Annotated in this window: 8 protein-coding genes; all 8 read right to left on the bottom strand. The window is 60.3% G+C overall.

Annotation, left to right across the window (positions count from 1 at the left end; all coding sequences use genetic code 11):
• Positions 1 to 501: 501 nt before the first annotated feature.
• Positions 502 to 2,289 carry an ATP-binding protein gene (locus HMPREF2975_RS07315; RefSeq protein ID WP_070726832.1) on the bottom strand — a complete coding sequence of 596 codons (1,788 nt, stop codon included), beginning with the start codon at positions 2,287 to 2,289 and terminating at the stop codon, positions 502 to 504.
• Between the two features lie 146 nt (positions 2,290 to 2,435).
• Positions 2,436 to 2,672: a glutaredoxin domain-containing protein gene (locus HMPREF2975_RS07310; RefSeq protein WP_070726829.1), complete on the bottom strand. Its 237-nt coding sequence runs from the start codon at positions 2,670 to 2,672 to the stop codon at positions 2,436 to 2,438.
• Positions 2,673 to 2,788: 116 nt separating this feature from the next.
• Positions 2,789 to 6,943: an FtsK/SpoIIIE domain-containing protein gene (locus HMPREF2975_RS07305; protein ID WP_070726827.1), complete on the bottom strand. Its 4,155-nt coding sequence runs from the start codon at positions 6,941 to 6,943 to the stop codon at positions 2,789 to 2,791.
• A gap of 28 nt (positions 6,944 to 6,971) precedes the next feature.
• Positions 6,972 to 7,574, bottom strand: a complete 603-nt coding sequence (locus tag HMPREF2975_RS07300) for a nuclease-related domain-containing protein (protein WP_070726825.1) — start codon at positions 7,572 to 7,574, stop codon at positions 6,972 to 6,974.
• A 342-nt stretch (positions 7,575 to 7,916) separates the two neighbouring features.
• A complete protein-coding gene (locus tag HMPREF2975_RS12560; RefSeq protein WP_193600015.1) occupies positions 7,917 to 8,072 on the bottom strand; it encodes a hypothetical protein in 156 nt (51 codons plus the stop codon).
• A gap of 69 nt (positions 8,073 to 8,141) precedes the next feature.
• Positions 8,142 to 9,446, bottom strand: coding sequence for an IS607 family element RNA-guided endonuclease TnpB (gene tnpB / locus HMPREF2975_RS07295; RefSeq protein ID WP_070726822.1), 1,305 nt, complete (start codon positions 9,444 to 9,446; stop codon positions 8,142 to 8,144).
• Positions 9,439 to 10,023 carry an IS607 family transposase gene (locus HMPREF2975_RS07290; RefSeq protein WP_070726821.1) on the bottom strand — a complete coding sequence of 195 codons (585 nt, stop codon included), beginning with the start codon at positions 10,021 to 10,023 and terminating at the stop codon, positions 9,439 to 9,441. The genes tnpB and HMPREF2975_RS07290 overlap by 8 nt, the downstream gene beginning before the upstream one ends.
• Before the next feature lie 125 nt (positions 10,024 to 10,148).
• A complete protein-coding gene (locus HMPREF2975_RS07285; protein ID WP_141757332.1) occupies positions 10,149 to 13,463 on the bottom strand; it encodes a VaFE repeat-containing surface-anchored protein in 3,315 nt (1,104 codons plus the stop codon).
• Positions 13,464 to 13,705: the final 242 nt, after the last annotated feature.

Here is a 13,705-nt window from a genome sequence, read left to right as displayed (position 1 = left end):
ACGACACCCCTGACTCTTTTATCCGCCCAACGGACTATGGGGTGGTGAACGTCGTTGAGAGCCCGTTTTCACCCCCACTTTTGTACGTGACACACACCACAAAACACGTAGGACGTTCGTCCCGTCACACACTCACACAACAATGCGACTGACGGGCATGGTGAGAGAGTCTGACGCACCGCCCAAATGGGGGATTTTCTTTCCAAAAAGTCGTCTCGAAGAAATTAAGAACGTGACTAAAGTAATTAAGAGGGGAAATAAAAAGACCGCCACAAAGAAATTAAACGCGCCCGAAAAGAAATTAAAGATACACCGGGGGAGAGAATACACACCTCGAAAGGGATAGACCTCGATAGGTCCTCAGCCACGTCGCAGACATCCACATGGCCAGAAGCAATGCCGCACTGCCCGTAGGCGCAACACAACAAAAACCCGAATAATCCGCAAGCCACCAGACGCGCTCAGGCCACTAAGACACGCAGAAACTGGACGCGCCAGCCGCTAATCCATGTCAGCCAACATGCGAGCAGCCTCATCCAGGGAGCGCAACGGAGCGTCCTCAGCGCCGCGAGCCTTCTGTTCCTGGTTGTGCGCAAACTTGACCCGATCCACTTTCGCGCGCGCCATCTGAACCGCACGATCATGATTCGCTTTCGCAGCACCCTTCAGCTCATCCACATGCCCGCCAGCATCACCAAAACCACCCTCAGACGACAGGCGCGACTCAATCGGCCCATCATCTATCACATCGTCCCCCGCAAGCGTTGGGGCAAGCCTGGACACGTCACGAAGCGACGGCTCCACGTTCGGGTTGCTTTTCACGCCCATAGCTTTCAGGCGCTCCAAATAGTCGGCAGTGGACGCGAACTGGGACTTGTACACGTAGGGTGCCACACCTTCAAGGTCGGCTGCACCCACACCCTTGGCCGCGCGACCGGACGCCTGCACGTTTTCCGGCACGTTCGGAACCGACTTCTCGTCGGAAAAAATCTGTTGACGCGCCGACTGGGACGGGTTCGACCCCTGCAACACTTTGTGCCCGATCTTGGACCGCAACGACGGGGCGACACCCGTGGCCGCGTTCGTCACCTGCGTGGACAGGACAATACGCACGCCCACGAAACGTTCCTCGGCAATAATTTTCGACACGTAGCGGCCTATCGCGACCCGCTGGAGGTTTGCTTCGGCAATCTCCACGCGCAGCGGGTGATCCTTCGGAAGGCTCGTCGGCTCCTTTTCCGTCATTGTGATCGCCGTGTACTCGTCCACAATGATGAAAATAGGGGTGAACCGCTCGTCTTCAGGCAGGTCAAGCCAGTTGACCACACCACGGTCGGCCAGGATTTTCGCGCGCCGCTGACCCTCCTCGTAGGCCAGCGCAAGAGCGGTCACTGCGTGCCTGTCCGAATCGCAGCCCCATCCGCCGTTACGCAAATAAGGCTTCGCCCACAAAAAGTCCACGCTTTTCGCAGGGTCATCCACCACCACGCACTCGCAGCCCGCCGCGATCTGGCTCGCCAGCAGGGCGTTGAGCGTGACCGACTTGCCGGAGCCGGGCAAGCCCGCGAGCAGCATGGCGTTCGACGCGTTCCAGTCCACCTGCGCTATTTCACCCTGGTCGGATCCAGGCTGGGGGAGTTTCATACCGAACGGAGTGACATCCTTATTCGCCCCCAGGTGATCCATGTCGGGGGTGATGAGTGGCGGGAATGAGGGGAGCTCGGCTGGGATGATTTCTCCGGTGAGGGATTGGCCGTCAATACGCACGAACCAGCCTGGTTTGCCGCCCGGCACTTTCGTCACGGCTGCTTCCGCCAGTTTCGCGTCGTGTTTGCTGGGCGTGTAGCGGGTGGGGAGCCGGAGGAGCTGGTAGCCGCCGCCCCTACGCTTGGCGACCTCCACGTCCCAGGGTTTCACGCCGAGAGCTTCAGCTATCGCGTCGCGCGTGATGACGCATTCGCGGGGGAGTTTGGCGAGCAGGGCGCGCTTGTTGTACGGGTCGAAGCGGATCATGTGGTAGCCGGGGTACTGGTCAGCGAAGCTGGCTGCCGCACGGTCGCCTGCCGATGGCGTGGCGAACGTGTCGGGGAGTGAGGCTTGGAGGATTTTGCCGTCACTGGACACGGTGGCGACATCAACGCCGCGCACGAAGGAGGCTTCCCCGGTGTCCTGGTCGATGGATTCGAGGTGGAAGTCGCGCCCGATTTTTTCACGCACTTTTTCTTCGAAGATGCCGAGTTTTTCTTTCGGTAGTCCGCGTGGAATTTTGACGCGTTTGCGTTCGCGCATGAGGCCCCCTCGTTACTGTCTGCTCCTCCTTGTGGGACGAGGTGGCCGGTCAGGAAACGGCTATCGGGATGTCGGATAGGACCGCCAGTGCCCGTGAAGTCCTCCCCACGCTTAAAAGCGGGGGCACCCTCGGCACATTAGAGGTGTCAGGCGGCCAGTCGTGTCAGGCGGTCTGGTCTGTATCCACTCCAGGAGTCGGTGCCGGTGGATGTGGACACGAGGACGACGGGGGCGCTCGTGTAGCCCAGGGCTTTCACGTCGTTGATCTTGTCGGGGTTCTGGTCGAGCAGGATTTCACGGTAGGTGACGCCGAGCTTGTCGAGCTTACGTTTCGTAGCGACACATTGGGGGCATGAGGCGAGTGAAAAAACGGTGACAGTCATGATAAATCTTCCTTCGAAAATTGGTTGGTGTGTGGCACGTCTGTCGTGCCGGTAGTGATTCTCTGTTGCGGCTTTACCCGCTTTTGGCTCGGCTTGAACGCGTGTTGACCAGAGGTTTAATCGTCGTCGAAGTCGGCCAGCATTTCGCTTCTGGTACGCACGTGGCGCGGTGTTTTCACCACCCGCACGCTTCTACCGTCGGCGGCTTCCATCGCGTAGTCGCGGATAGACAGGTCCATGTCGTCGCGACCGGTGGGATGGTCGTGATGGATGGTTATTGCGTGGGCTGTGGGGTAGCGGGCGAGGGCGCGTGTCACGATTTCGGTGATGGTGGTGCCGGGGGTGTTGCCCGCCTGGATGATGAGTTCGTCGCCGTCAAAATCGTCGAGCGTGATGGTGACGCCTGGGTACTCGGCTTGTTCGTCCCGCTGTGTTACGTTCTCGTCCGGCGTAGTGTCAGTGGTCTGACTGGTCGAGTCTGTGCCCTCCACGTCCCACTGGTCTACGCCCTCGTCTGGAGTGGTGCCGGTGGTCTGGTCGCCAGGCTCGCTTACGACTTCCACGTCCAACTCGCCTACGCCCTCGTCTGGCTCGGCTGCCTGGCTGTTCCACTCGTCCAGGCTGGTGATCTGGTCATCTGTGCCGACATCCTCCACGTTCCACGGGTCTGTCGGCTCGTCGGCCTGGTCGTCCCACTGGGCAACGCTCTCGTCCGGCGTAGTGTCACTGGACTCGCTCACGACTTCCACATCCCACTGGTCTGTCGGTTCGTTGAGGGTGGTATCAGAAGCCTGGCTGTTCCACCCGTCCAGACTGGTGGCCTGGTCACTGGGCGCGTCTGCGACCTCCACATTCCATTCGTCCGACTCACCTGTCTCGGCGGCCTGGTCGGCGGCCAAGCCCAGCTCGTCCAGGCTGAACTCCACCACACCCAGGTCAGCAACCTCCGTCTCATCCACGACAGACACCATCGACGCGTCAGCCTCCACGTCACGCCCCGACACGTCCCACGCCTGCGCGGTCGGAGTACCCAAGTCGGTGAGCACGCCCGCCAAGAAGTCCTGCTCGCCGGGGTCAAACCACGCCTGAATAATCTGCCCCGCACTGTCGCTCGGCTCAAACACGCCACGACCCGGCGGCACAATATCCCCCACGTCGGGAGCAGTGTTCGCGTCACGAAGCGCACTCATCCGATCCCCATACGTCGCCTTGCCGAGCAGAATACGAGCCAGCATGGATTTCAAATCGCCCGCACCAGGAATCGTGGAGAGCATCTGGCTCGACAGTTTCTGCGTGCCCAGCACCAGAATCACGCCCGCTGACCGCGCCTCACGGGCAATACGCCCCACAAACGTGCCGATCTTCGCACGAATCGTGTTCTCAGCAACGACCTGCTGACGCTTCGCCTCCACCTCCATGTCCTCACTCGGCTTCCCCACAGGCTCCGGCGTCATGAGCGACGTGAACTCGTCAATCACCAGCAGGAACGGGGCAGGACGCTGGTCGGCAGGCAGGTCACGATACGACCCCACGCCCGCAGCAGAGTTCGCACTCTTACGCTCCACCACCATCTGGTAGGCGCGCTCCACCACGGCCAGCGCCTCACCCAGCGTTTTTGCCTGCGCCACACAATATGGCTCAGCAAACGCAAAATCCGCGCACCCTTTCGACGGGTCCACCACAGCCACCTCGTAGCCGTCCGCCAGCGCGCCCACAATCATCGGCTGCATCGCCACAGACTTGCCGCCACCAGTCGTGCCCGCCACCAGAATGTGGGGTGACGACTTCGGATACCACACGACAGGTGTCCCCTCCACGCCGGTCGCGAACGCTATCCCACCCTTCCCTTCGCGGGCGAGGGCGCGGATCGTGTCCACGTCGTAGCCCGCAGGGAACGGGATCGGGTCGGTTTCAGCCACCATCATGTGGATCCTGTCCGCCCGACCAGTCCGGCTCGGCATGATGAACGCGTTCCCCGTTGACACTTTCAGCTTCTCAACAGCGCCTTTTACCTTGTCGAACGACACGCCCGGCGGAATATCGAACTCGATGGAAAGCACTTTCGGGTTTTTCTCCAGCGGGGCAACGCTTTCCAGGCGGGGCAGTGCGCCACCCACACCCATTACCTTCACGTCCGCCCACGCGCCCTCCCAGTCCAGTCGGGTCACCAGTTCCAGGGCCCGCTCGCCCACAATGTGCGCCTGGGAGGGGGTGATGCCGCACGCGAACACGCACTGGGAGCGTTCGTCCACGTCAATCCGCATCCAGTCCGCACCCACGTAGGACGCGATCTTGGAGGCTTTGGCTCGCACGTCCTCGATCGGAGTGCCCTGAAGGTCAATGGTGACCAGCCACACGCGCCCAGGGCAGCGTCCGGCAGGTCTACGTTGCCCGCCCAGGCGGTCCTGCATGATCCACGGGTTACGCTCCCCGTCATCCCACGCGCACGGCAAGGCTTTCGCGCCGCAAAAATGGGGGCGGTCGAACCTGAGTTTCATGAACGCGTACTCGAACAGGGCGCGGATCACCCACTGGCTGGCAACCGACTCGGGGTGAATGAGCCCCACGCGGCTGGGCACTGGCCTGGATGCCCACACGAGGTTGAACGCGGCGATCAGGCGGTTGCGGAACTGGGGGCGCGCCGACGATTCACCCGCGCAATACTCACTGACAGCCACAAACTGGGGCACACCGTCCAGGGTGGTCGCAATGTTGGCGACAGGGACCGTGAAAAACCCGTCAGCGGACAGTCCGGCGCCCACACTGAACGGCTGGCACGTCACGTCAATACCGCCCAGTGTGGCGTGCTGCGTGTAGCGGAGCATGGCGGCAGGCATGGTGGAGGGCGCCTTGTCCACGCTGATCCACCGGCTCACCCAGTCGCGCAAGGTTGGCAGGGATTTCGCGTAGTCCCCGACTGTGGGCCACCCGCCGGGCGCGGGAATGCTCTCGTCCCACTGCGCGTCACTGATCTCGCCGACGATGAACGCCTGCTGGTAGTGGTCACCGAGGGCGGGAGTGTTCATGATGCTGGCGATTTGCGCGGAGATTGCCAGGGGTGCCTGATCCCACGGCGGCGTGTAGTCCGTGTCGTACCATTTCACCATCCACACGGCGGGGCCGCCGGTTGTGAGCTTGGTGAGCCTGCACATGGGTGGGTGAAAATTGTAGGCGGCAGCGTATTCTCCGAGCGCGCTTTCCACCAGGGCTCGCGCACCGTCTTCGCTCAGGTCGTCACTCGTGATGGGTGGGGCGTCTGCTGGCACTTGGATGATGCGGAACCTGGACGGGTTGTTGTGCGGGCCTTCCACTTCCTGGCCGTTCGCGTCGATAGCGTAGGTGGGGCAGATGGCGAACCGGCCACCACCGGCCACAGCGTCCATCACGGTTGGCGCGATGGGGGCGAGTTGGGAGCGAAACTGGGCGGAGAAAAACTGGCTGACGCTTTCGGTCGTGTCGAACGTGTCCACCGTGATGCCGTCCACCGTGGTGCGGTCGGTGAGCGTGGGTGGGGTGTTGACTTTCAGTTGCCGCCACATGTCGGCGTAGCGGGTTGCGGCCTGAAGACTGTCATGCCAGTGGGCGACGGGCTTCCACCTGGAGGTGAGGATGGCCCCGCCGGACGCGCCTGCCAGTACGCCGCCCACGACGGCAAGAACCACCGGAATAATGGGGTGCCACGCGTTGAAGTAGAACAGGTCAGTGTCCCATGTGAGCCAGGCTCCAGCCCCGCCCGCAAGTGCGCCCACGACGGCGGCACTCATGCTGAGCGTGCCGGTAGCGTGCGAGACGAGCGTGCCCGTGTAGGCGAACAGGGGGTTGCGTCCTGTGCGCAGTGTCGCGTCAATGCCGGTGAGCGTGAGAATGGTGAACAGTGCGCCGACCAGTCGCGCCCACCATGGGGTGTCTGCGACGGACGGGGTGGCGAGTATGAGGAGCGTGAGTCCGAGAATGCTGAATGTGGACAGGCGTAGTGGGGTGAGGGGTGTGAGTCCTGCGCCGCACACGTTACGTGCGAGTGTTTTCCACATGGCGTGTTGGGTGAGGAGTTTTTCTTCATGCTGCCCCATGGGTGTTGGCCGCCCCTGGTAGTCTTTGCGTCCCGTGAGCCTGGGTGGGCGTGACATGGCGGACGTGAGGGCGAGACCGGCCCACGCGACGATAGCTCCCGGAGCGCCGACGAGGACGATCGCAATAATGGAGGCGAGCACCGTGATGGTGGCGAGTGCGGATGGTGGGAGCGGGTCGGGTTGAGTGTTTCTGGCAGGCATGAGCGTTGTTCCGTGTTGGGAGTGTGGATTACTGGCGGGTGTGGGCGGGTTGCGCGACCCACGTGGACAGGGCTGCAACAATGTTGGGGTCGGCTGGGCGCATTCCGACACGGCGCTTAATGACGGTCATGAACGTGTTGGAGTTGGCGACGGTGGCCCCTTTGTGACGCAGCCACATCACGTTTGCCTGGCGTTTACCGTTTGATGACCATACGGCGATGACTGGCCGCATGATGCGCGCGTTGGAGGGGCACATGCGGGCAAGCTGCTCGTTGAGGAACGCGGTGGGTGCCGCGTCTGCGGGTTCGAAGCGCTGCGAGCCACGGTAGGTGTGCCCGAAGATTGTCCAGTAGGTGGCGGGCTTCCACGCTTTCGAGTCGATCATGAGCACTTTTGTGCCGGAGACGACGACGTGGTCAATGTTGGCGTTGGAGCCTGGGATGTGCAGGTCGTGGAGGACGGTGGGTCCGCCTTCGCACAGTGCCCATTGGTTGAGTTTTTCGCCGGTTTTGACTTCCGCGTCGTGGCCTGCTTTGACGACGTGCTGGTTTTTTGCCCATGTGGCGGTTTCGTTGAGAGATCCGCCGGGCGTGCCGATAATGCGGCCCCGCTGGAGTGTGCTGCGTTTCATGACCCTTCTTGTGGGACGGGTCGGGGCTTCACGCGCCAACGGGGCGAGCTGGTGGGCTGGTTGAGGGTGCTCAGGGTGCCCTTCCGGTCGGAGGGCGCGGTTTTCCAGCCCACTCAACCAACAGGTGGGCTAAGACCTCCTTGGCAGCTGGTGGGGCGGGTTGCGGTGGGTGTTCAAGGTGCGCGTGAGGTCGAAGTGCGCGGCTTTTCAACCCACTCAGCCGACAGGTGGGCTGGGCACTCTGTGGCGGTTTGTGGATTGGTGGAGAGTGAGTGTGCGTGGCTTTTCAGCCCGCTCAGATGATAGGTGGGCTAAGCAGTCTGTGACGGCTGGTGAGCTGGTTTAGATGAGGCTGATGACGGCCATGATGATGAACAAGATGGCAACGACGGCGATGATGGCTGCGACACCCCACGAGACGCCCGGCCTGGACAGCGAGGAGGCAATCTCCTCACGCTGCTCACGCGTACTGTCATCGAACTTGTCCCACACTGCCATGACATATCCTTTCTGCTTCGCGATGGGGGTGCCGTGTGGCTGCCCAGGAGCCAAACAGTCCGTTACAAACTAATTTGTTTTTGTTTGTATGGCCTCGTTGCCGAGGTCAGCTCCAAGTCTTATGCCAGTTTGTGCTGGTTGCTTGGTTCGCATTTCATTGGAGTCTGCCCTCAACCGTTTAGTGGTTTTGGGTCTTATGTCTCCTCGGTGCGCGTTTATTGTCTCCGTGGCACTCCCGGCGACAAGGATGTTGATGGCCGCGTTTAAGTCGCGGTCTATGACTAGGCCGCAAGCCTGGCAGTGGTAGGCGCGGGTGGCTAGGGACAGCTTGGTTTTTACTGCCCCACAACCACTGCATTGTTTACTGCTTGGATAGAAGCGGTCGATGGTTCGTAGTTGGGTATTAAATTTTTGTGTCTTGTATTCGAGTTGGTGACGCAATTGCCCGAAAGATGCGTCATATATTGCTTGGGCAAGATGGTGGTTTCGTCCCATGCCTGCCACGTTTAAGTCCTCGATACAAACCGTGCGGTGGGTGCTGGCTAGTCTGGTGGTTAGTTTGTGTAGACAGTCGGTGCGCTGATGAGTGACACGAGCGTGAACCTTACTCAGCCTTGCTTTGGCCTGCTTGTGTCTGGTGGAGCCTTTGGTTTTGCGGGAAAGCGATTTTTGTGCCCTCTTTAACCTGGTGAGGCTGTTCTTTAGCGGGCGAGGGTTTTCTATCATCTCGCCCGTGGATAAGACAGCCAGATGATGAACACCTAAGTCCACACCGACCGGGCCTAGATTGGCGGATTTAGCCGGGCTAGGGGTTTCTCGTTGCACACAAAGACTTGCCCACCACCTGCCTTGCCGGTAAGAGATGGTTATCCGTAATACCCGGCCTTCACCAACCCGGGCGGCAGCGTTCTCAAAACAATGCACCCGACCAATCTTGGGCAATCTGAGGGCCTTAGGGTCGCCAGGAATCAACCCAAAACTGCCGGTAGTGTAAGCAAAGCTAGCAACAGACTTATTCTTGGACTTAAATTTCGGGAACCCAACCCTGCGTCCCCGACGAACACCACGCTTGGAGCCAGAATAGTTCGCTAATCCTTTAGCTAGAGCTTCGATACCACTCGAATAGGCCTCTTTAGAGTTCTGCGGCCACCAAACCTCCCCAGTATCAGTATTAACCGCAAGCAGATTCTTGTTAGCGTTCCACCACCTACGCAAATCATAAAAAGACCACGGTGGCTTAACATTCTGCTCAATACAAGCCTTGACGTGAGCCAGGCAAGCGTTAAACGCGAATCTGGCTCCGCCCGCATGAGACTGCAACATTCTTTGCTGGGTAGGGCTAGGGTCGAGCGCGACCTTGACTGCTTCAAGCATTTTTAGCCGCCTCAAGTGCTGCCTGAGTGCGGTGCCTGGCCGAGCGTTTCCCATACAGTCGAGCGCAAAAAGACGTGAGAACCTCGGTCATGTCACGCACCAGATCGTCAGTGACCTCACTGTCGTCCACGACTATGACCCGACGCCCCTGAGCTTGCAGGGCACTGATAATCAGCTGCATGTTGGTTCGTGCCAGCCGGTCACGGTGCTCAACAATGATTGTTCCAACGGTCGGGTCGGCGAGTATCCGGTTGAGCTTACGGCGCCCATCGTTGACGCCTGACCCGATTTCCGTCACCGTCTCAGGATTGTCTGCACCCATGCTGTATGCGAATGCTGTGATCCGGTCGGCCTGCTTTTGTAGATCATCCTTCTGGTCGCGTGAGGACACACGCGCGTAACACACGGTCCTGCCGCCAGCACCTGGAATGGACTGTTTCTCATAGGTCGGGTCGTGAATGATGATCGTGCCCGTGGGAGTTCGTTCAAACGGGACAGGCATACGGTCCTCCCGGCACCACTGCCAAACAGTCTGCTCATTAAAGCCTTCAAGACGAGCCCATTCCTTCACGCGCATAACACAATAATACCACCCGAAAACAAACCAACACAAGCAAACACTCAAACAGTTGCAGCCCCCGCCAGGAAGAATCCCAGCGGGGGCATTGTCATCGGTCAGTCCCCAAGGGGGCTTTCACCATGTCAGGCCATGCGGCGACGTGTCGCAGCCAAACCAAGGCCGCACACGCCCAGCAGGCTCATCACGGCCAGCGGGACTCCAGCGCCCGTGCGTGCCAGGTTGCCGCCAGCACCACGACCACCATCACCCTTCGCGGACACGACAGTCGTCTCGGACGGCTCGCCACACGCACCCTTGTGAACAACTGTGCCCGAAGCGTCGGTCACGGTCTCCACCCAGTAGTACGTGCCAGGCTCAGTAAACGTGGTGTCATCCGACGTGTACTCGCCAGGACCCTCAACCGTGCCGAACGTCGTGGTGAACACGCGGTTCGACGCTTCACACACCTTCGCGCCGCCAGCCGGAGCCTTGAACGCTTCAAACGTCAACGTCAACGGTCCGGGCAATTCACCCTCAACGAGTGCAGTGTCGTGGGCCTTGCCACCAGCCTCAATCTTGCTGACAGCCTTCGTGGACACGCGCGGGGCGTACACTGTCTGATCCTTATCATTCAGGTCGGCGTGAACAATGATCTCGCGACCTTCCTGGCTGACAGTCTCGAACGCGACAACCGTCTTGGTGGCGAGCAGTTTCGCATCCACCTCGAACAGGACATCCACAGTGCCGTCAGGCTCGTCAGGTGTCACGGTCGCGGTCGACGTGACGGGGGTTTCACCGTTCATGATCGGCTCGCCGGTCGCCTTGTCCATCAGCGTGCCGGTCACCGTGTACTCCTTACCCACTTCAAGGCCGGTAAACGCCACAGTGTCCTTCACGGTCACAGTGCCGGTGGGGGCGAGAATCTTGTCCCCATCCGCGTTGTCGGTGGCGCTCGTGTGCGCGTCGGGGAAGCGGACCGTCTGTCCACCGTCGTTAATATCCTCGTGCGTGGCCACAGTTGTCTCACCCAGCGTGAGTTTTTCGAACGCAACCAGTGTCATGCCGCGAAGGTCTGACGGGCCCTCAATCGTGAACTCCACGTCAACCGTCCCATCCTGCTGGGTGGGGGTGAACGTGGTGTGAGCCTCAAGGCCGTCCACCGGCTTTCCGGTCGCCTTGTCCATCAGGACACCACTCATCGTGTATTCCACGCCGGGCTTCAGGGCCTTGTAGGACACGGTGTCACGCAGGACAACATTCTCGTCGCCTTGCGCAACCATGTGGGACAGGCCGTTAGTTTCCACCAGGCTTGTTCCGATCTCGGGGAAGTACACGGTTTGTGCGTCGTCATGCAGGTCAGCGTGGGACGCGACCTTCACTCCGTCACGGTACAGGTCCTCAAACACGACGGTTGTCGTGCCGGACAGTGCGGCGGAGTCCGCGATCTCGTAGACGAGTTCAACGGTGCCGTCCGACGTGGGGGCGACGAACGTGGTCTGAGCAGTGACCTGTTCGCCGTCAATGACGATCGGCTCACCTGTTGCCTGGTTCATCAACGTGCCCTGAATCGTGTACGACTGTCCGACGTTGAGCTTGTGGTACTGGACGGTGTCGGTGATGGTGACGGGGCCGCCTGCCTGGGCAACCTGATCGGTGCCGGGGGTGACGGACGCTTCAGTGCCGATTTCTTCCAGTCCGAACGGGATGGACTCGTTCGTGTCGGTCACTGCCGACGTGAACGGTGCCACACGGTCATCACCGGGGAAGGATGAGACGAACACGTAGGTTCCTGCCACAGGGTTCCCGTTCTCGTCCATCTTGGCTTTGAACGTCATGTCTGCCACGTCGTTGACGTGACCGTTACGCAGCGGGATTTCCACGCTTCCCAGCACTTCGGCCTGGCTCTTGTTGTCTTCGGTGGGTTCGACACCCTTGGGGAAGAACAGCATGGAGTGGGTCATGTTCGCAACGTCGGCTTTGAATCCGGCTGTCGCGTCGAACTGGCCGTGGTCGGATGGCAGGTTGCTGATCCACAGGTCGTCTTCGAAGTACATGTTCGAGTGCGTTTTCTTCACGTTGATGGTGGACTCGACCACGCCTGGCCAGCGGATGGACTGGGTTTCGTTCGCGATACCGAACTTATCGGACCAGTCTGCCTTCACGTACTTGGCGAATTCACCCTGGTTGGCTTTGACAACTTTCCACACCCAGGTGACGAATCCGGGGTCGGACTTCTTGTCGAGTGTGACGGAGTATTCGCCCGGACCCTTGTCGGCTGTGAACGTCGCGGTGCCGAGGACTTGCGCACCTTCAGGGACGGTGGCGGTTTCGGCTGCGGGGCGTTCGCCGAGATAGTAAGCGGTGCCTTCGAAGGTGACAGGCACATAGGTGCCGTCGATCTGGACCCATTTGCCGTCTCCGTAGGTGGGGTCTGCCATGACGGTGACCTTGTCGGAGATGGTGCCGTCGTCACCGACTTTGGGGTCGGCCACGGTGGTGGCTTGGGGCTGGAAGTCGAAGATGACGTTCCAGGTCGGACCGTCAACGTCACGGTACTCAGGGTCGTTGTGCGGGCGGTTGCCGTACGAGAGTGTGTCCTGAACGTTGCCGTTCGCGTCATACTTGGTCAGCGTGACGCGGCCGCTCTCATAGCGTGCCTTGGATGAGACTTTGCCGTTTCCGGTGGAGCGCCACTCCAGGGTGATCGGCGTGGTGCCGGTCTTACCGCTCCAGGTCGCCTTGCCGGTCGACTTGAACACAGCAGGACCATTGAGTGTGACAGACACGTTGCGCCCTGCGACCCAACCGCCGGAAGCGTTTTGAATACCAATGTTGTTGATGACACCTTCACGCTGCTTGTCACCGGTGTACCCAGGGGACTTGAAGCCAACAGGCGCACTGTTGCGTGCTTCACTCGCGTACTGCTGTGCCAGGCGATCCACCTGGGGATGCTGGGAGCGGATCACACTGACCATTGTCGCCACGCGTGAAGAGCCACTGACTGCGCCCAAACCCTGCTCGTAGTTCGCATGAACAAGGTACGAGATCGCGGCACGCGAATCGGCGGTCGCAATGTGCTCCTTGTTTTGCAGCACCCACGCCAACTGGGGTGTGGTGAGCCTCAGCTCTGCCGGTTGACCGTTATCTCGCACGGTTCGCAGTGTCTGAGCAGTGACCGCATCTCCACGCGTCGGAGAGGGAACACCCATTTCAATACACCATGCAAGCCAGTCGGCCCCATTGGGGTTTTCCAGTGCGCCGAACCATACCGGCCCCATGTCCAAAATGCCGTACACCTCATAGCCGGGTTCAACCTGGCCGGGGAAATCAGCAGCTTTCGCGGGTTGGGGCGAGATCAGCATGGCGAAAGTAACAAAGAGCGCGGCACACATAGCGGTGATTTTCTTTCCGCCTTGCGCCACCAGGCGGCTGTATGAACCACCCCGTAGTCGAACCATCGTAGTCCTCCTGTTTCGTATTCGCAGACGGCAAAGAACCGCCTCATTCATACGTAATGCGACAAACACATCCGGAGACATAAAAAGGGCTCCCGAACAGACCAAGCTGAACGGGAGCCGAAGATGGGTAGGACTCTCAGTCGCAAGAGGTTTTCCAGCTATTGCCGGAGGTATCCGCACCAACGCATATATCGCTCTCATCGGTCACGACCCATCCGCCGCTGGTGTTTCCGCCACTGGGC

It is taken from the genome of Actinomyces sp. HMSC065F12, assembly GCF_001814535.1.
GTDB classification, from domain to species: domain Bacteria; phylum Actinomycetota; class Actinomycetes; order Actinomycetales; family Actinomycetaceae; genus Pauljensenia; species Pauljensenia radingae_A.
Note: the sequence above shows the minus strand (reverse complement) of the source record. Positions and strands in the feature narration are given on the sequence as shown.

What these genes read in the sequence shown, in the direction of transcription:
- HMPREF2975_RS07315 (WP_070726832.1), bottom strand. Translation starts at nt 2,289, where the DNA reads ATGCGCGAACGCAAACGCGTCAAAATTCCACGCGGACTACCGAAAGAA.
- HMPREF2975_RS07310 (WP_070726829.1), bottom strand. Translation starts at nt 2,672, where the DNA reads ATGACTGTCACCGTTTTTTCACTCGCCTCATGCCCCCAATGTGTCGCT.
- HMPREF2975_RS07305 (WP_070726827.1), bottom strand. Translation starts at nt 6,943, where the DNA reads ATGCCTGCCAGAAACACTCAACCCGACCCGCTCCCACCATCCGCACTC.
- HMPREF2975_RS07300 (WP_070726825.1), bottom strand. Translation starts at nt 7,574, where the DNA reads ATGAAACGCAGCACACTCCAGCGGGGCCGCATTATCGGCACGCCCGGC.
- HMPREF2975_RS12560 (WP_193600015.1), bottom strand. Translation starts at nt 8,072, where the DNA reads ATGGCAGTGTGGGACAAGTTCGATGACAGTACGCGTGAGCAGCGTGAG.
- tnpB (WP_070726822.1), bottom strand. Translation starts at nt 9,446, where the DNA reads ATGCTTGAAGCAGTCAAGGTCGCGCTCGACCCTAGCCCTACCCAGCAA.
- HMPREF2975_RS07290 (WP_070726821.1), bottom strand. Translation starts at nt 10,023, where the DNA reads ATGCGCGTGAAGGAATGGGCTCGTCTTGAAGGCTTTAATGAGCAGACT.
- HMPREF2975_RS07285 (WP_141757332.1), bottom strand. Translation starts at nt 13,463, where the DNA reads ATGGTTCGACTACGGGGTGGTTCATACAGCCGCCTGGTGGCGCAAGGC.